This window comes from Glaciimonas sp. OK215 (assembly GCF_057787885.1).
The window spans coordinates 798,264-817,398 of record NZ_CM173544.1 but is presented as its reverse complement, the minus strand read 5'-3'; the positions used below and the strand labels follow the sequence as shown (position 1 = coordinate 817,398).

General features: G+C 57.2%; 16 protein-coding genes. 2 read left to right on the top strand and 14 right to left on the bottom strand.

Features of this window, described 5'->3' with window-relative positions; all coding sequences use genetic code 11:
- Positions 1-102 precede the first annotated feature (102 nt).
- Entirely contained in the window at positions 103-1,326 is a 1,224-nt protein-coding gene (locus AC3CHX_RS03695) for a polyhydroxyalkanoate depolymerase (RefSeq protein WP_488642753.1), read from the bottom strand.
- 306 nt (positions 1,327-1,632) lie between these two features.
- Between AC3CHX_RS03695 and AC3CHX_RS03690 the strand changes: the two genes are divergently transcribed.
- Positions 1,633-2,289, top strand: coding sequence for a glutathione S-transferase family protein (locus tag AC3CHX_RS03690; protein WP_488642752.1), 657 nt, complete (start codon positions 1,633-1,635; stop codon positions 2,287-2,289).
- A 517-nt stretch (positions 2,290-2,806) separates the two neighbouring features.
- Here AC3CHX_RS03690 and AC3CHX_RS03685 read toward each other — a convergent pair.
- The 4 genes from AC3CHX_RS03685 to AC3CHX_RS03670 form a co-directional block, all read right to left on the bottom strand.
- Positions 2,807-4,519, bottom strand: coding sequence for a PglL family O-oligosaccharyltransferase (locus tag AC3CHX_RS03685; protein ID WP_488642751.1), 1,713 nt, complete (start codon positions 4,517-4,519; stop codon positions 2,807-2,809).
- 291 nt (positions 4,520-4,810) lie between these two features.
- On the bottom strand, positions 4,811-5,245 hold the full coding sequence (locus AC3CHX_RS03680; RefSeq protein ID WP_488644716.1) for a pilin: 435 nt from the start codon (positions 5,243-5,245) through the stop codon (positions 4,811-4,813).
- A 373-nt stretch (positions 5,246-5,618) separates the two neighbouring features.
- Positions 5,619-5,825: a hypothetical protein gene (locus tag AC3CHX_RS03675; protein ID WP_488642750.1), complete on the bottom strand. Its 207-nt coding sequence runs from the start codon at positions 5,823-5,825 to the stop codon at positions 5,619-5,621.
- Positions 5,826-5,919: 94 nt separating this feature from the next.
- The gene (locus AC3CHX_RS03670; protein ID WP_488642749.1) at positions 5,920-8,589 is read right to left on the bottom strand and encodes a pilus assembly protein; all 2,670 of its coding nucleotides are present in this window, start codon (positions 8,587-8,589) and stop codon (positions 5,920-5,922) included.
- A gap of 31 nt (positions 8,590-8,620) precedes the next feature.
- Between AC3CHX_RS03670 and AC3CHX_RS03665 the strand changes: the two genes are divergently transcribed.
- On the top strand, positions 8,621-9,070 hold the full coding sequence (locus AC3CHX_RS03665; RefSeq protein ID WP_488642748.1) for a GspH/FimT family pseudopilin: 450 nt from the start codon (positions 8,621-8,623) through the stop codon (positions 9,068-9,070).
- A gap of 546 nt (positions 9,071-9,616) precedes the next feature.
- Here the strand turns inward: AC3CHX_RS03665 and AC3CHX_RS03660 are convergent.
- From AC3CHX_RS03660 to AC3CHX_RS03620, 9 genes are all read right to left on the bottom strand, one after another.
- Complete coding sequence (locus tag AC3CHX_RS03660; protein WP_488642747.1) at positions 9,617-13,750, bottom strand: pilus assembly protein; 4,134 nt, start codon at positions 13,748-13,750, stop codon at positions 9,617-9,619.
- A 26-nt stretch (positions 13,751-13,776) separates the two neighbouring features.
- Positions 13,777-14,382: a PilX N-terminal domain-containing pilus assembly protein gene (locus tag AC3CHX_RS03655; protein WP_488642746.1), complete on the bottom strand. Its 606-nt coding sequence runs from the start codon at positions 14,380-14,382 to the stop codon at positions 13,777-13,779.
- Positions 14,379-15,398 carry a PilW family protein gene (locus tag AC3CHX_RS03650; RefSeq protein WP_488642745.1) on the bottom strand — a complete coding sequence of 340 codons (1,020 nt, stop codon included), beginning with the start codon at positions 15,396-15,398 and terminating at the stop codon, positions 14,379-14,381. Before AC3CHX_RS03650 ends, AC3CHX_RS03655 begins: the two co-directional genes overlap by 4 nt.
- A 19-nt stretch (positions 15,399-15,417) precedes the next feature.
- Positions 15,418-15,975: a type IV pilus modification protein PilV gene (gene pilV, locus AC3CHX_RS03645; protein WP_488642744.1), complete on the bottom strand. Its 558-nt coding sequence runs from the start codon at positions 15,973-15,975 to the stop codon at positions 15,418-15,420.
- Between the two features lie 2 nt (positions 15,976-15,977).
- Positions 15,978-16,427 (bottom strand): GspH/FimT family pseudopilin, encoded by a 450-nt coding sequence (locus AC3CHX_RS03640; protein WP_488642743.1) that lies wholly within the window; start codon positions 16,425-16,427, stop codon positions 15,978-15,980.
- 4 nt (positions 16,428-16,431) lie between these two features.
- Positions 16,432-16,860: a type IV pilin protein gene (locus AC3CHX_RS03635; RefSeq protein WP_488642742.1), complete on the bottom strand. Its 429-nt coding sequence runs from the start codon at positions 16,858-16,860 to the stop codon at positions 16,432-16,434.
- A 143-nt stretch (positions 16,861-17,003) separates the two neighbouring features.
- A complete protein-coding gene (locus AC3CHX_RS03630; protein WP_488642741.1) occupies positions 17,004-17,570 on the bottom strand; it encodes an energy transducer TonB in 567 nt (188 codons plus the stop codon).
- Between the two features lie 83 nt (positions 17,571-17,653).
- Positions 17,654-17,851 (bottom strand): hypothetical protein, encoded by a 198-nt coding sequence (locus AC3CHX_RS03625; RefSeq protein WP_488642740.1) that lies wholly within the window; start codon positions 17,849-17,851, stop codon positions 17,654-17,656.
- Positions 17,852-18,118: 267 nt separating this feature from the next.
- On the bottom strand, positions 18,119-19,003 hold the full coding sequence (locus AC3CHX_RS03620; RefSeq protein ID WP_488642739.1) for an amino acid ABC transporter substrate-binding protein: 885 nt from the start codon (positions 19,001-19,003) through the stop codon (positions 18,119-18,121).
- Positions 19,004-19,135: the final 132 nt, after the last annotated feature.

Below are 19,135 nucleotides of genomic sequence, written 5' to 3'. Positions count from 1 at the left end.
TTTATTGTTGCTACCAGGAATGGGGCATCTGAAATTCACCAGTGTTGTGCACGTTTTTGAATCTTGGACGCTGCTGATGTAGCAGCAGCGCGGCCCCCGGCTTCACTGGCTGACGTGGATCACTTCCCGTACGATGGGATAGACCTCCTGGTTCCAGCGCCGCCCGCTGAACACGCCGTAATGCCCGACACCGGTTTGCATGTAGTGCGACTTCATATAACCCGGGATGCGGCTGCAAAGGTCCTGCGCGGCCATTGTCTGCCCGATTGCGCAGATATCGTCATGCTCGCCTTCGATAGTCAGAAGCGCAGTGTGCCGGATGGCTGCAGGATTGACGATGCGTCCACACCACTCCAGCTTGCCCAGTGGCAAAGCGTACTCCTGGAAGATGTGGCGTATCGTTTCCAGATAGAACTCGGCGGCCATATCCTGCACCGCGAAATACTCTTCATAGAAGGCCCGTGTCGTGTTGGCCTTTACCAGATCGCCTTCAACCAGTTGGTTATACAGTCCCTTGAAGGAATCCACATGCCGTTCAAGGTTCATGCTCATGAAAGCCGCGAGCTGCAGGAAGCCGGGGTACACTCGGCGCATCGCGCCGGGGTGGCGCAACGGTACGGTGCTAATGAGATTCTGCTCGAACCATTCGATGGACTTGCTGGTGGCGAGTTCGTTGACTTTGCTCGGATTGACGCGCGTGTCGATTGGCCCCGCCATCAGCGTCAGGCTGCGCGGTTGCGCCGGGTGGCCATCTTCGGCCATGATGGCAGTCGCAACCAGGGCGGACACGCAGGGCTGGCAGATTGCCACCATGTGCGCGCCCGGACCCATGACTTCCAGGAATGTGATGAGGTAACGTACATATTCGTCCAGTCCGAAGCGGCCGGCCGTCAACGGCACATCGCGTGCATTGTGCCAGTCTGTGATGTACACATCGTGGTCGATCAGCATCGTACGCACGGTCTCGCGCAACAGTGTCGCGAAATGGCCGGACATGGGCGCGACGATCAGCACGCGCGGCTGACCGTTTACGCCTTCTTTCTTGAAATGCAACAGCGTGCCGAACGGCGCGACATGTGCCGTCTCTTCGTGCACGGCTACCTCGCAGGCACTTTCACCTATACCGACGCGTATGTTGCCGATGCAAAAATCCGGCCGCGTGTGCGTGACCTCCGCGCTCGAAAACACCTGATAGGCTGCCGTGAGCTTGCGAATGCCGGGGTGCGCACTCAACCAGGGATGAGACATCGCTGTGACGGCAGCGTCCGTGAACAAGCGCATCCTCGCCATCATGTCAGACTGCGCTTGATAGACTTCATACTTCATGGATCCTCCCGTCTCCCTTGAGGGAACGATATACAAGGCCTTGGAACCTGTTTATGATCTTACTGCGCAGACGTGATTGGTGCTAAACGCTGCTCAAAATTCTCATGGTCTTAAGACCATTCCGGTTTCTCCGCGCCGTGTGACCCAACTGACGCTCAGGTCAGCGCAGCTGAGGTTACAGATCATAGACAGCTTCTTAGCAAGTTGCAGGCCACCACCGTTCTGGCACGCGGCTTGCTCGGACTTTCGTTGAGTTGTCTACCGTAGGTTACGCCCAAACAAGGCAATCAGAAGGGAATACGCAAAATGGCCCAAGCTATCCTCTCCATCAGCAGCAAGAATTATTCATCGTGGTCGATGCGCGGCTGGTTGCTGGCGAAATTCGCCACGCTTCCTTTCGACGAACAGATCATATCGTCCGATGATCCGGCAATGCGTGCAGAAATTCTACTCCTGGCGCCGTCGATACTGGTGCCCTGCCTCACCCATAATGGCGTCAAGGTGTGGGACACGCTCGCGATCGGCGAGTATCTCAACGAAGTCAAGCCCAAGGCGGGCCTGCTGCCCGCCGATCGCGGCGCACGCGCGCACTGCCGCGCTATCTGCGGCGAAATGCACTCCGGCTTTTCCGCCCTGCGTTCGGCGCTTCCGATGAACCTCAAGGGGCATTTCAAGAATTTCAAAGTCTGGGCGCGCGCCCAGGCCGATATCGAACGCATCGCAGTCATCTGGCGCGAATGCCTCAACACTTATGGCGGGCCGTATCTTTTTGGTGCAAAACCGTGCATGGCCGACGCCATGTATGCACCTGTGGTCACGCGTTTCCTGACCTACGACGTGAAGCTGGATGAGGTCTGTAGCGCCTACTGCGAGTCCGTTATGGCGTTGCCGCAGGTGAAGGAATGGGTGGCGGCTGCGAAACTGGAGCCGGAAGAAATCGATGAACTGGATGCCGAATTCTGATTTGGGGCATCGTGACAATGTGGAACTCGTGCTTCATGACGGTGCAATTCGGCGCACTTTCCAGATGCATCGTCGGTTTTAACATGGTGCGCGATGCACCTTGCCATTCGTTGCAGCGGCCTCACTGAGTAAACCTTCACCATGGAATTCCTGCGGGTTGCTGCGTGCAGATCGCGCAGCAACCCGCAGGTCGTCGGCACTCGGTATCCTTTCATCCTGACGTAGGTCGATCCCCGTTCAAAACACACTCGACTGGAAATCCGCCCGTCTGCCGGACTTCAAATTTACCGGTGGCGTCAAATGATGCGCTGAAATTTAGCAGTCCATTTTCTCGCATGGCATTCATGGCCCTTTTAATTGCTGACATGATATTCCCTGCACACAAAAGTTATGGCACTCTCGCGTCCAACGAGCACGCGCCCATGCTGATGGATACCCAACAGGAGTCTGATTTCAGTGATTGTTCTTTGGCATTATCTGAACAAGCCAAAGCTTTGGTAATTCCGTTTCCTGGTATTTAGACTGGCGCAGGCAATCGTTTGAAGATGGTCTGATATTGTTCTGGGGCATGACGCCAATCTTCATACAACTGCTTGTAGCGCCCCCCGTGGAGTCGCCGAACCGTTAATGCCGAGTTGACTGCGTCGTCTTCTCTTCCGTTCATCGCATACACTTGAGACATTCTGGTCAACATCAGTGCTCCACCAAACCGTTTTGTAACGCGCTCCATGAAAGCAATCTCTTCTTGTGACATCTGTGTATGCACCGTCATACCAAGGAATCGAAAATAATCGAACATGTACGGGAAAACAGTAATGCCAGGTTGCCGTGTAGCGGCTTTATTCCAAGTAATTCCCATCGCTTCAAATTCAATTTCCTGGAATCCGGCGACGACACGCCGATAGTCCATCCCGATGGCCACTAAACCCGACGCCATGAGAAATACCAGTACAAGCAAATAATGACGCGACAATACCTTTGTCGTTGCCCCAAACTGTTCCCGGTGAACCAATCCGATAAGGAGGGATACGGGCAATAGAACGAATGCATACCATAAAGGATATTCCACCAAGCTATGCACCAGCACCGCCAGGAAAAAAAGCATGGAAAACCCCACCTCGATACTGACAGGACGGGAAATGCAACTCCGAACAAACCAGAATGCCAGTACCCCGAAAACTAGAATAGTGATGGGCCATCCCAGTTCGGCGGCAAAATTCAACACAATATTATGGGCATAATGCGAATACATGCTGGTAGGGAAGTCCAGCCCAGCCATTATTTGCTGCGGACCAAATTGAAACCAGCCGGCACCAAACCAGGGGTGCGCCAAACTGATTTTCAAGGCCTCCTCGAATAACGCCATCCGCTCGGAGCGCGTCCCTACAGCATGCGAGACAGGTGAATAGACCGAGACATTGAATGCCGATGCTATCAATGGCAAAACACCCACCAACGCGAAGTAGCTCAACAGCAGCCCAACGATTACCCATCCTGATATCGGTCTGGGGCCCACTTTGCCACGCCAGAATCGAAGCGTGAACGCAAATAAAGGGATGATGATCCATCCAATCCTCGATTGTGTCAGCACCAGCCCAAACAACAAACATACTACCGCTCCAATCGCCACCCCCGACTTTATTCGTCCTGCCTGGAATAACCACCAGGCAGAGGCGATCGATATGCAGAACAGCAGCGCCAAGGTATTGGGTTGGGCAATGTTTGCAAAGGGTCGCATCTGGCTCCCTGCTGTATGTAGCATCAGCATCATGAAGGGTGCAAACGGGATTTCAGCGCCTATGAATTGCAATGATGCAATGACAACAGATACCAACCCGGCAAATAAATGGGCAATTGCCAACGCCATGCATAATTTGGCGGCGCCACCCGGGCGAGCGGAAATGCTCGCTCCCAATAGGATCGCAACTGTGGCGACTAAAAAATAGGCGACGGGCAAAAGGGCATCCCAGTTTTCACTTAACATGCCCATTGTTGTCTGTAGCGCGATGACCATCGCCAACCCGAAAGGAATAATCGCGATCCATGGCAGCTGTATCGATACCGATTTATCTTCCAAAAAATAAGCAAGAACAATCACAATGCCCAAGATCGCAAGCCAATCATTGAAAAAGGCCCGGAACGGTGTTACATGAAATGGCAACAAATACGAAAGAGACAGACACGCTGCCAATAACGTGAGAGCGTGATTATTTTCTGTTTTGCGAAACATTCCATTCCTATCTTTGGAAAAATCACCGAAATAGCATTACTTCGATAAAGTGCATTATCCCGGGTGCGACCTAGTAGCGCTACTTCCGAAAAAATTGTCCAGCCCGGTGTTTAAACTGATCAGAGGTAGCCGCGACGGTGACTAAAGTAACCTCAAGTGAAGGGGCTACGACCACGATTCAGATAACGGTAAAGTTGCACGTACAAATAAAAACACCCCACGAATGGAGTGTTTTGAAAGTTCGATCCGTTCGTGTCAGCACAAAATATGCCGATCATACGGAATTGATTATTAGGTTTTAGGCGTAAATTTGCCGAGGCCTGTAGGTGTCCACACCAAGCCAGATGTACTGCATGCGGCAGTGTATGTGAGCGTCTGTCCACTAACGAGCGCATCTGCAATCACAGTATTATACAAAATGTCTATTTTGCCAGCAGCTGCGGAAATGCCTGTAGCCGTTACGGACGTAACATATTTACCTGTGATGGTCGTGGACACGGGCAATCCTAGACTAGAATTGCTGGTCGACGCATCAAGAGTGCCATCGCTGCAGGACACGCCCATTGCTGTCATTGCTGGACTGGCCAAGCTTACCCCTTCCTGCACTTTGGCTTTGGTGGTGTAATCCTGGTAAGCTGGCAACGCCACAGCAGCCAAAATACCAATAATAGCCACCACGATCATCAACTCGATAAGTGTGAAGCCCTTTTGTGCCTGTGTCGACATGCGACGGATAGATTTATTCATTTGGAACCCCCTGTGGATTAAGTTTGAACTACTCCCCCGACAACGCAGGGAACGTGCCAGGTTATTCTTACCCTTGAGCAACATAAAATCTCGTTTTATCCAGTATAAATCTGACAAAATTGGGCGTTTTTGAGAACTGACGTGACCAAAACCGTCACTTGTTTTATGTATATTATGGCAAAAATTGTTCTCTCCTTAATCACGTGGTAATTAAAGTATTTAATTTGCCCCCCGTTACTATGTTCATACCCGAAGATGAGGGGTTTTGGCCAGCCAGGATATCCCCCTCAGTAGGCAGTCTTGGCCGACGGACAGGCCAATGAATCACGCAGCAGATAACTCATCGGCATGCTCATATTGATCCCTTTGGGACCGGTCGGCTGGGTGAACCAGTAGCTGTATATCTTCTGGAATTCGCCGTCGTTAAGCGCAGGCTGTACAGCAGCACGTCGTCCATCGCGCAGGCATCTGCGTTGCCCTGCTCGACGAAGGCGAACGATTCGGCGTCGTCGCGGCCTTCCAGCACCTTCATATTCAGCGCACGCATTGCTGCGGACATTGACCAGACCGATGGTGGTGGTGCTCCTGGTAATGACGGTGGTCTTGTCCTTCAAAGCGCTGGCGCAGAGCCCTGCGCCTTTGCCCTCTTCGTCTCATTGATCGACGTTCCGATACCAGTAGGTTCTCTTCCTCGTCGACTTAACGGGAATATTCGCCTTCGCTACGCCCAGGCCCGACGTCGAGTCGACGCCCGAGCCAGTCCCACTGCCGATCAGGAAAGGCAGCTGCCGCGGCTTACCGTTGACGCTGACCGTGACGATGCCGTACACCGGGGACGGCGGCAGCCCTCCGCCGGCGAACACCGTGGAAGTCCATTGCCCCGTCATGAAGTTCACCGCGTAGCCTTGCGCCGTGCCGAGATTGCCTTGGCAGCTGGTGGTGCTGACGGCGCCCGGCTTGTTCGTGCCGAAGTAGACAGTACCACCGACCGTCGTTGGCGCGTTCACGCCCTTCTCCCCCGTTCCCGACAAGGTGATGTAGAAGCCGCTGAGGGACTTGTCGTAGGTAGTCGACGTTGCATTGAACAGCATGGCGGGCTGGTTGTCGGCCGTACTGCTGGTGGCATCGGACACGGCTGTCCAGCCTGCGGCGCTCATGCCGACATTGGTGTCCTTGACCATATAGAAGCGGTTCACGATATTGTCGGCCTGCTGGGTGGACAGCGGGTGTTCGCGATCGCCGGTGCTCGCGACGACTACGTCGTATTTTGTCGTCGGTACGACGTCCGGCGGGAAGAACATCTTGCGCTTGGTGGTGCCTGTTCCGCCCAGCGCCGCAAGCAGCGTGACTTGTGCTTTGCTGAGTGAAGTGCTCCCCGACACGGGTTCGAGGTCCACACGCCAGATGTTGCCGCCGAGATCGGCCGCGTAGAGCCGGTCGATGTAGCCGTCGAAGTTGCGGTCGACCAGCGTGATGTCCGCCGGCATGGCATAGGTCATGCCAGTCACCTGCACGCAGGTGGCGCCAGTCGCACAGCTAGTGTTGGGCGAGGCCTGCCACAGCAACGCGCCGGTCACGGCATCGAGGATGAAGATGCCGCGGCCCATGGTATCGGTGGTGGGCGGCTCGGCATCCTCATTGGGGTCGTACCCGGCGCCGAAGATCAGCACGGGGTTTGTATTACCTTTGATGAAGGCCACCTTGGGTTGCGACCAGGTCTGTCCGAGTTCGGAAAAGCCCGCATCCGCGTTGGTGTGCTCCCACATGAACTTCGGTGCAGTGGGATCGCTCACATCCAGCGCATACAGCAGGCGCCCGCCGCGGCGCGCGGACAGGAAGATGTAGGCCTTGCCGGCCGCAGCGTTCTGATACAGGCCCGGCGTGCCGTCGAAGTAGTAGTCCTTGGGCTGCGGTGTCGGCATGATGCCCGTGGGCGTGGTGGCGAGCTGCACGATGGGGCTGTTGCTGTAGAGCCGCTGCAGCTTCGGATAGAACTCGGACGGCACGAAGCTCCACAGCTCCCCGCCCGGAGGAATCCCCCCGATGTTGCATTTCGTGGATAGCGTGCACGACCCCATCGGGGCCGGCGCAGCGTTGGCGGCCGGCGGCTGATTGCCATTGACGGCACGGAAGGTGCCGTCGTTGGCGCCATAGAAGACGACGATGCCGGTCGTGCGCCCGTAATTGATGACCGCAGGGCGCGAGTGCAGTATATCGCCGTGCACCGAGGGGCGGATCGTGATGCCATTGCCGGGGCTGGCCTCGTCGCCGATGTTGTCGTCGCCGCGCAGCCAGTTGATCAGCGAATCCCTGCTGACACCTTGCGTCGACGCGGTCATGCCCGAGGTGGAATCGGTGCAGGTCGCGGCAGTTCCGGGGCTCGTCGGAATGTTATAGGTGAAGTTGTACGGCGTACTGGTTTTAACGCTGACAACCTTGAAGCTGCCAACGTAAGCACTTTCGCTGGCCGCGACCGTACCTCCCACACTGACGAGGGCACCGGCCACAAAAGTTGGCGCTGAAGATGTGGCCGCCGTGACCAGAACCGTGGAATAGGCCGTAGCGGAACAGGTGCCGACGGTGTAAGAAATACTCGTGATGGCGAGTGGACTGGTTCCACCATCTGCAGTAATTGCAGCGCTCGGGTCTGGCGATGCGGGGGTGCTGGTGATATTGAAGCAGAAGCTAAGCGGTTTGTTGCCTGACTTGGTGCCCCCGGTGCAACTCGTCCCCGTGTTGGTGATCGTCCAGCTGCCGTTGTAGCGCGAACCGGTCGCCCCCGCGATCGTGACCGTCTGTCCTGTCGCATAGACATGGGCAACTGTGGACGTGCCGGTAACGGTCGTACCCGATCGTGTCAGCGATACGGCGATCGGATTGGACGGCACAGTGGCAGTATAAGTGCCGGTCGACGGTGTCGGCGGGTCTATCGCGATGGGATAACTGCAAGTCGTCGTGGTCAGCGGGGTGATGGAGAAGGTCCCGTTGAACTCTCGATATTGCGATCCTGCAATCGTCACGGACTGTCCTGCAACCAGTGCCGGACTGGGCGCTGAAGAGAGTGTGACGGTCGCGGTGCTGCTGCTGCGCGCGATCGATGTGATGCCCAGCGCCGGAACGTTGGTGCCGAGGATTGCCGCCGTGATATTCGCATTGGTGGTTGCGAATGGCATCGATGAGAGCAGGCTGTTGGCTGCGCAGCTTGATCCAAGGCAGGTGTAGACATTGCGCGGACTCGACGGATTCGTCGCATAGTTGTCGGTCAGGTTGGCGAGCCTGATTTGCTGGGCCGCACCGCCTTTTCCGACCGGGGGAAGCGACAAAGTATGATCCGAACACTACTTTCCGGAGTCAATGATGAAATCTGCGCTGCGCTGGACGCGACAGCAAGGCATCACGATCGTCACAAGGTTGCTTGTGGTTGCGATCATCGGTATTTTGGCGGCTCGGGCATTGCCCAGCTTTCAGGACGCAATCGACAAATATTGGCTCAAAGGCGCGGCCGACGCGCTGCGCGGCGATCTCCAATTTGCCCGCCTGCAAGCAATCAAAAGCAAGCAGACTGTATTTATCAACTCCTCCACCGGCGCATCATGGTGCTACGGGATGAAGCTCGGCAGCGCCTGCACTTGCGCGACGGCTGGCAGTTGCGATCTGAAACAGGTCGGCTCCAGAAATTTCACCGGCGCCACACTCACCACTGCCACATTTGCATCGGATCCAAGCTTCGATCCAGTGCGGGGCTTTGCTACGCCGGCAGGCAATGCCGTATCCAGTCCGCTCTCGGAGAGCAGGCACAGGTAAATCTCAGTCTTGTCGGCAAGGTGGGCATCTGCACGCCGGTCGGCGCCTCGTCTGTGGGATATCCCGCATGCTAGCGCAGTCCAGATAAGGTGGAGTGCGCCTCGTCGAGAGCATGATGTCGATAACGTCGGGCTTTTCCTGGTATTCGGCCTGACCACATTCCTGAAGAAACGTCAAAAGCGTTGGTCCACGAAAAGCACGAAAGGAAAAACTACACCCTGTCTCCCGACACGCGCCTTACGCGGCGAGTAGGCTCTCAAGAAACACTTTTAATCCACAGATTATGCAGATTTTCGCAGATTCTGTTTCAAATAATCTGCGTGAATCTGCGGATGGGGAATTGGTATTCTCAGGCACCTCATTCCGCTATGCCACGGCAAATTCGGCAACCGTTTCTTCGGCGTGATTTGCTGCAGCCCGCCGATTACTTCGTTGAATGCAATCTCAGCCTACCCAAGATGTTGTTTTTCCTTTCGTGTATTTCGTAGACAGATGTGCTTGACGTTTTTTTCAGGTCTTTCGTGGACAGGGCGTTGCGGTCACCCGTCAATACGTGTCGCCGGCGGTCCGCCAGTAGATGCGGGAACGCTTGGTTGAAATGGATGGATTCAGCTCCTGCCCGCCGATCGCCGTACTGGCCGTGCCGTCACGCTTGGCGGCGCCGATCACCACGTTTTGCGCTGCGCCGTTGACGGTGACTATTCCGGTCACCGGGGACGGGGGCAATCCGCCGCCGACAAAGGTGGAGGAGCGAGTGCCGCCGCAAGTACCGGTCACGCCGATCGCGCCGGAACCATTGAGGAGATTCAGCCAATACCCGCGGGCCTCGCCCAAGGCACTGGAGCAGGAGGCGGCGTTGACTATCGGCCGGTTGGTGCTGAAGGCCACCATGCCGGCGGTGATGATAGCGGTGGTTACCGTCTGCTCCCCTGTTCCGTAGGCCGTGAGGTCCATATACCAGCCCTTATCCACGCCGCCCGGCAGGACTGACGACGAGGTGCAGGTATCGGTCGCCGCATTGCTGCGGTTGAGCATGGTGTCCAGGTTGGTCAGCGTGGACTTGGTCGGATCGTCCAGATAGACATAGGCGCGATTCACCACCGGCGTGGTATACGGGTAGCTCAGGCCTGTCGGATGCTCGCGGTCGCCCGACCCGATGGCGACATACACCTGGTTCTTGTAAGGCGTTACCGCCGGCGCGAACAGGAACTTGCGCGAGGCGCCGCTGGTGTAGGCGACTTTGGTAATGGCCCACTGCCCCTTGAGGAACGGTGCGAAGCTGCTGGGGTCGGAAAAATTGATCCGGTACAGACTGCCCCCGGTATCCGCGACGTAGGCCGCGTCCACTGTACCATCCTGGTTGATATCGACCAGCGCGACGTCGCCTGCGACGCTGCGATCGGTGGCAAAGAAAGCGACCACGCTGCCGTCGTTGGCGTCCAGCACATACACGCCAGCGCCCTTCGGGCTGGTACAGGAAGGGGAAGCGGTGTCGGCATCTTCGCAGGTATCGTAGCCGCCTCCCACCACCAGCACCGGGGTGGTGGTCGAATAACCGTTCAGGAACACCAGGTTAGGGGTGGACCAGGTCTGGCCGATGGCGGACATGGAGACGTTGTTCTTGTCGGTGGTGCAGCCGGTATCGTTGCCCAAGTTGGGACAGCCCGCCTTCCATTTGAAGGTCGGGTAGGTGCTGGGGGTTGCCGGGGTGGACACGTCAAAGGCGTACAGCATGCGTCCGCCGCGGCGCATGGACGGGTAGATCCAGACCTTGCTGTTGTCGCTGTTCTGGTACAGGCCGGTGGAACCGTCGAAGAAAAAATCCTTGGGCGTGCCTGCAGCGGCGGTCTGGCCGGGCGGCGTCGGCGACGGGGTCTGGACCAGCGGCGTGTTGTCCATCAGGCGTTGCAAATAGGAATTCGACTCGGGCGGCACAAAGGCCCAATCCTCGGCGCCGGTGGCGGCATTCACGCTGCGGTAGGTGCCGTCGTTGCTGCCGTAGAACACCTTGACCCCGACGCTGCCGCCGAAATCGACCGGCAATGGCCGCGAATGCACCACCGCGCCGTGGATGGAAGGGCGATTATTGGTGGAGGCGGTGCCGCCGATCTCGCCGGTGACGTCCTGACCCAAGATGAAATTGACGATATTCGCATTGATTACCGAATTGCTCGACAGGCTGGTGACGGTGTTGAAATCCACCAGAGACGTTCCGGACAGGGTTTTCACGGTGCGACTGGTGGTGCTGCCCCGCATGATTTCCGCAGCCCCGCCCTTTTCCACTGTCGGGCCGTCCGGCAGATCCGAATAGGCGCTGCCCAGGGTTGTGCATCCGCCCTTGGCAAGGGCGGTGTCATCCCCTTGCGTGGTCCATGCCGTTCCGGCTGTGGAGGCCGTGGTGGTAAAAATACGCGGGCTGACCGTGCTGCCGCTGACAGTAGCCCAATAATTGGCCGAGTCCACGGTCCAGTAGCTTTGCGCGCAGGGTGCGAGGAAGCCGGTGACGGTGCTGATCGCCTGGACATTGTTCATATCCACCAGATCGATGCCGCCATTCACGACGCCCAGCTGGTAGCGCTTCATATTGCCGAACCAGCGCGGGAAAGCTTGCGGATCCGGGCGGAACACGCCTATATACACCTGGTTGTCATTCTGCGCCCGTTGCGTCGAGGAAATCGGCAGCGCGGCCGAGGCAAAGGTCGCATTGGTCGCCTGAATTTCGCTGAAAATATTTTTCAGGGCAGTGATGATTGCCGCCTCGTTGGTAGCGGAAAAATAGCGTCCGCCGCCTGCCTTCGCCATGCTGCTGAGCAGGCTCGACTGGGTCCCGCTCGGTTTGATGCCGTATACGTCGATGGTGTACGTGGATGCGGTAGCTTTTGTCGTAGTGCCCGCCACCGGCACGCCGGTCTGGTACAGGAAACGCGCCCATTCGTCCGCATTATAGGGGGCGGTATCGGTAGCGTAGACGGCGGGCGAGGTAGGGGTTGAAACGATGGTGCTGGTGTAGCCCAGGGCCTGGTAGCGGGCTCCCGCTGGACAGATGCCGCCGGTGGTGGCGCCGGTGCTGCTGTAAGAACACGATGAGCCGGATGGGCAGGTATAGTCTGTCGGCGTACCGCTGGGGAGGCTGCTGTAGCAGGCAAAGGTGTTGCCCAGGGTGGATTGGGTGGAGCCGGTAACGGTTGACGTTGCGACGGTTTTCGTAACGGTCTGGGTGACGCTATATTTGGAGTTCGTGGTCGTAGTCGTGACGGAAGGTGTTGCTGTTTGCGTCACGTTGATATGTTGGTTTGAAGAGCATCCTGCGGTGCTGCCTAGCACACCGCTATAGGTACAGCTATAGGTTGTGGCTGTGGTCGTAGCTCCTACCGTGCTGGATGTGGACGCTGGGCATGTCAGTGTGCCGTGATCAGTTGAATTGCTCCATTTAGTGTTCCCTGTGGAAACGCCTGTATAGCACGATGTTGACGCAGCCGTGCTTGTGGTGGCAGTGCCGGAGGTAGGGCCTGTAACGGTAGATGCGCACGAGCTGGCCGGCGTACTTGAGGTCAACGCGTAGCTGCAGCTGTAGCTAGTAGCTGTAGTCGTGCCGCCCGAGGTTACGCTGGTGTTCGCAGGGCAGGTCAGTGTGCCTGTGTCGCTACTGGTCCAGCTACCGGAACTGGAATAACAGGATGTCGACGTGCCGGTGTTGGTACTCGTTGTCACTACGCTGCTTGAGGTAGTGCTGGTCGGAACAGTCGCCACCACGGAATAGCGCGAAGTACCGGTGGCACAGGTCGGCAGCGCGGTGGTAGTGTCGCTGGTGCTGTAGCTGCAACTATCCCATGTGGTACCGGTGCTCGGGCATTGGGCAGCGTAGTCTGTCGGCGTCCCGCTGGGCTGGCTGGTAAAGCATGCGGACGAGTAACCCAGGTTGGTCGCCACGTTTTGGGTCGTGGTGCTGTATTGTTGCAATGGCAATTGGCTGGTGCTGCCCCCCACGGCCGCCAAGGCTGCGGTGTTGGTGGAATCGTCGGACGATGGCCCTTTGGATGGAGGATTGCCGATGAAAATGATGTAATTGTGGTCGCAGGTATTCGCGGCCGATAAGGGCGCCTTGAATTGGGTATAGTTGGTCGTATAGCCGTTTGAGTCGGCCAGGCTGCCAACCACGTCGCCGCTAGTTGCGTAAGGTTTGTTCCCGGACCAGTAGTTGTAGGCGTCGTACATCAGGTTGCCGTAAGACATCCCGGAATTGGTTTTCTCATTGGGTGAAGTAATGCTGTTGTAGATCGTCGTCAGGATGGCGCTGAAATTGGACTTGTTGGTGGCGCCAGTGGTCTGGCCCGCCCCCATCGGGGAAACGGCATACCGGATGTAACCGCCATTGTCGGTAGCCGGCCCGCCGGTGACGAATTCCATCAGCCCGACGTTGACGAATCCGCCCAGGTTCTGGATCACGGACTTGATCGCGTCGACTTCAGCCTGACCCTGGGTAATCGTCCCGCCGTTGCCATCGGGAAATTTCTCATCGTTACGCGACCAGTTCGACGTATTGTCGAGGATGATCAGGACATTCGGCGCGGTGGCGGTGCTGCTCGCTGTGAAAATGTCCGTATCTACGGCCCAGGCCGACAACGACGCGAGGGCGGAAAGAGTCAGGCAGACTGCCAGCAGCCGGGCGGTAGTTTTCATTTTGATCTGCATGATGGATTCACTCGCTATGATGGGCAGTAGGATGTCATTTGGGCGGTCAGGATACGTTGCCCTATTCCCTGCGTCAGTTTGACTATGGTGTTGGTGCTGCTGTCCGCCGCCTGGGCGCCTACCTCCCAGGTCGAGGTGGCGCAAAGAGAATTGCCGCCGACGGCGCCGGACACGGCAAATTCCCCCTGCTGCGGCCCGCTCAGGCAGCCCAGATCCGGGGCGTTGGCGCCGCTGCTCAAATCAAGCTGGACTGCCGGAATGACGGCGGCCATGACGCAGAACGGTTGCGGGGTAAGCGTGACCGTGAAATCGTTGACGCTGTCGCCGTTGCTGGCCACGCACAGGACGTTGGCCCCGCCGCCGCCGGCGCAATTGGTATTGGTAATTGCCGCGCCCGGATTGACGGTGAAATTGCTGGAATTGACCACGGTATCGATTGCCGCCTGCGCTGCCGCCAGCCCTTGATTCCGGTGCTGGGCGTTCGAGACCACCACGGTCTGGACCGAGCCCATGCGGAAGGCGGAGATGGCCAGCATGGTCATCAGCAACAGCATGATGAGTCCGACTACCAGGGCGATGCCACCTTGCCGGGCATGCATTAGCGGACGTCGAATGCTCATTCGAATCTCCCTGCGACGTTGTTGAGACGGACCACCGTGCTATAAGCGTGGCGCTTGTAGGCATCGTTGTAGGGGCCGAACACGTTATCGCTTCCGTCTGCCTTCTGGCCCAGGACATAGGTCCGGGTGTCGCTGAAGCCGGTGCTGGACTGGGTGTTGCGGGCCAGGATATGCAGCTTCACTGCTGTCACCTCGCGCCAGTTGGTTTGGCAGGCGACGCCGGTGCAAGTACCGTAGGTGTCGGGGTTGGCGGTATAGGCATCGGGACTACCGTCGGCGTTGGTGTCGATGCCGTATTCCACCTGCAGTTGCTCGATCCCTGCCACCAGGGATGAGATTGTGAATGCGCCGCTGCCAAGCTCCGCCACCTTCAGGGTGGGAATGCCGTCGCCCGCCTTGTTATTGTTGGCGACGAAATAGATGCGGGTGTAGTAGGCACGCAGGCCGGCGACAGTGCTGCAATCGGTCTTGGTCAGAAAGAAACTCGCTGCATTGGTATCGATCACATATGTGCCCGCACTGTGCGAACATAGGGCGGTCTGGAAATAGGTTAATTTGCTGGTGTCCACGGCATCGCAACCGGTACTGCCCGCCGTACAGGTGCTGGCGCGGCGGATCACCACGATGTCGCTGCCTGTACGCGCGTCGGACACACAGCCTGGGACCGTCGCACCGTTGTCGACACCTTGAATCGGCAGCGCGAGCGCAGCTTTAAGGCTGGCCGCATCGGTGGCGCACGGATCCGGCTTGGTGGTTGGGGTCGAGACGACCCCGGCAGCGGCAGGATTCAGTTCGCCGTAATAGCCTGCGAGCTGCAAGTCGTCCATCAGCAGTTGGGTCGCGTAGCGCCCGTTTTCAATCTGCTGGCTGGTCTTTTCCGTCTCCGCACGGCTACGGCTGCTATTGACGAACAATCCGGTGACGGCCGCGACTACCAGCAGTCCCACTGTGATGCCTATCATCAACTCGATGATGGAAATGCCGCGTTGGCGCGGGCTGGCTGAGATATGGTGCATAGGGGACATTCGTCGTCTCTCAGGGAGCGCTCAGGTTGGCGATGGTTACCTGGTTGGCGAGCGCCCGGCGGTAACCGTCGGTGCCATACAGGTTCTGGCCGCAAGCAAGAGAGGGGGCGCTGAGTTGCGTCATGCCCTGCCATGCCACCGTAATCATATAAACGGATGGATTGGTTCCAATCTGCACGATGCAGCCCCGGGCTCCGGTCATGGCGCCGATCGCACTTCCGGACTGCTTCTCGGCCGCGCCCTTCAATTCGTAGCTCCAGTCGCAACTATCCCTGGCGGCCCCGGTGAGCGTAGTGCAGTCGGTTGGTTGACTGCTATCTCCTGTGCCCAGGGGCGTGGTGCCGGTAAGATAACTCGCCGCATTGGCGCGGTTGGCGCTGATACGGTTTGCCATGTCTTCGACCAGCAGGATCGCCTGCGCGCGCTGGAAAGATTCGGTTTCCGAGGCCTGGGTCTTGACCTGCATTCCGGCCAGTCCGAGCAGGCCAAAGGCCAGGATGACGATGGTGACCAAGGCTTCCAGCAGGCTGAAGCCCGGCTGGAAACGACATGAGCGCGAGGGTAGCATGGTCAGCAGCCTGAGGTGGTAACGATGCCGATGCCGGACAGGTCTACCTCGACGCAACGGATGTCGGTGCTCGCCGCGGAGGAAAACTTGAAAGTGGTATTCGCTGCCGCGCTGACTCGTCCGGAGCCTTGGTACACCACCGAAGCCGGGCCGGTAATGGTGAGCGAGCTCAGCGCCTCAGTGGTAAACAGGACAGCGCTGGTCGAAGGATCGAGGATTTGCCATCCGGCGTTCCACTGCCCCGCCTGCCTGGGCGAGAGCGTGACGTTGGCGTTGCGTTTCAGGGCTTCGGCACGCGTCAGATTCAGCGACGCCTGCAGAGTAGAGGCCGCTGTCTTGAGTTTCTGGCTTGCAATCAACGAGACAAAAGATGGCACACCGATGGCAGCCAGAATGGCCACGATGGTGATTGTCACCATCAATTCCAGCAACGTAAAACCGCGCGGCGTCATGGCGTCACCACGCGCTGGACGGCGTCTTGGCGCCCGTACTATCGATCTGGAGATTCCCGTCCGAGACTTGCGTTCCGATCGCGGTAGCGGTAATGGCGAAGGCCGGGGGCGTCGTTTGGGCAGGCGCAGCGATCGTGCCCGATGCGATTGCCACAGTGTAGTAGGGAGATACTTCGCTCGGTAACGGATCGTTTAATGTCGCTACGGCCGTGGCGTAAGCCCGGTTGTCGGTAAAATATTGCTGCTGCCGCAGCACCAAGTCCAGAAGGTAGGCTTGAGCGGAGCCCCGACGCCCCTTTTGCACCGACTTCACGTAAGACGGATAAGCAACCGCGGCAAGTATGCCGGCAATGGCCACCGTGATCATCAATTCGATCAAGGTGAAGCCTGGCGTTCCACGCTTCACTGACGCCGGAGAGTCGCCTCTGTTCATGGTTGTGATTTTCACTTATATCAGGATGTCGAATGGTAATTGACGCAACGCCATGCTACTAGCATATATGGCAAGTGTAGCCTTGCAGCAACATTCCGACAGGCGGTCAGTTTTCTCGGATGAGTGGCAGGAATTGGGGGGAACTAATGGGATAGGATCATATCCTCCGGCATGACTTCAATCCGCAGTTGGCTCTTGACCGGCATGTCATCGATTTTTCCGGGATGGAATTTTGTTTTCAGGAACGCGTCGATCACTATTTTTTGGACTTCCTCCGGCAGGGGGGAGTCTTCCATGACGACCTGATCGATATCGCCCTGTTCGTTGATCAGCAAGCGCAATACTGCCAGTTGCGACAATCCATTCGGCAAGGAAAGGCGCAGGTCGGGCGAAATGTCGAGCAAGACACGCGGCTCTTCGGTCAGTTCGCCGGCGCGAAAATAATACGGTTCAGGCTGTGCCACGGTGGAGAAAATGGAGGAATCCTCGTTCGCCGCCATCACAGCGGTGCGCACCGGGGCTGGCGGTAGGGTCTGTACCGTGTCTTTCTCTGCCCCCTGCTCTTTGCCGACACCGGCAAGCTTGCTGGCAGGATTATTCGCGCCAACAATCAGCCTGACACTTAAGGTACCTGCCTGCTTATCTGCACCTGGCCGCGTACCCCCGGCATGGATACCAAGCAAATAGACCAGAAAAAGATGCGCTGTCAACGATAGTGCCAGCGCCAACAGATACCGCGGCTGAACTGATCTAATCTTGACCGTTAACGCAGAAAAAGTCGGTATCGTCCACATCATCCATAATTGCTGAGGTTGCGCAGTGCCAGATCATACCGCTTGAGCGACGGATAGGATGCAATGCGCCGATCTGATTTATTTTTTCCACGGCAATCACAAAAAACTTCAAAAACATTTGTCCACGAAAAGCACAAAAAAAAGCCTGCATGCCGGGATGCAATCGTAGCAGCAGTTCTCAATTTAAAGGTGTTCATGAGGTCTGCGGCGCCAAGACAGGCTATCCAGTATTGGGCGGCTTGGATTTGAGAGCATCGAACATGAATCGCATCATATGATTCCAGTCATCGAAAGGGATGTACTGGGTCAAGGCGCGAGTATGTTCGAAAAATATGCGTCGTGAAGGCAGCGCGTCGTGGACGGCACGATACGGTGCATCGAATCCTGGGCGCTTTTATGCAATCAGAACAGTGGCTTATATGATTCTCAGAACCCAGCCATGCACTGCCCGCCAGGATCCCCCCTCAGTCAGCAGTCTTATCCGACGGATAAGCCAATGAATCACGCAGCAGATAACTCATCGGCATGTTCATATTGATCCCTTTGGGACCGCTCGGCTGGGTGAACCAGTAGCTGTATATCTTCTGGAATTCGCCGTCGTTGATCAGCCGCACCATCTCGTGATCCACCAGTTTCTTGAAGGTCGGATCATCCTTGCGGAACATCAGCGAATACGGCTCGACCGACAGCGGATCGCCGATGATGGTAAAGCCGGCGGGGTTCTTGGCGGTTGAGCGCAGGCTGTACAGCAGCACGTCGTCCATCGCGTAGGCATCGGCCTTGCCCTGCTCGACGAAGGCGAACGATTCGGCGTCGTCGCGGCCTTCCAGCACCTTGATGTTCAGCGCCCGCACATTGCTGCGGTCATTGACCAGGCCGATGGTGGTCGTGCTCTTGGTAATGACGATGGTCTTGTCCTTCAGGTCCGACCAGTTTTTGATGCCCTTGTTGTTCTGCACTACCATCCGTACGCTGGAAAAGAAGTGCGGCACGGTAAAGCCGACGCGGGTGCGGCGGTCTGCGTTGTTGGTGGTCGACCCGCATTCCATATCGGCCCGGCCTTCGATGATGCTGGAGAAGCGGGTGGTCGAATCGACCGGCAGATACAGCACTTTCAGGTTCGGCAACTTCAGTTCGCGCTTCACCGCTTCGGCGATTTTCAGGCACATGTCGATTGAATAGCCGACGATCTGTTTGTTTTCATTGGTGTAGGAAAACGGGGCGGTCTGCCGATACGCGAACGTGATGCTCTGACTGTCGCGAATCTTTGCCAGGGTGTCGCCTGCCGTTGCGGCCAGCGGCGCCAGAATACACATCAAGGTCAAACCATGCTTGATTACACCACGCATAACAGAAGCTCCAATAAGTCGCTGACGGTCGCCACCGGCGCTGGCAGACAAGGCGACCGAAAACTTGATTAAGACAAATATTACCCTCGCAGCAATATATATCAGGACGTCCAGCCGGTGCGGCTTTTTGTT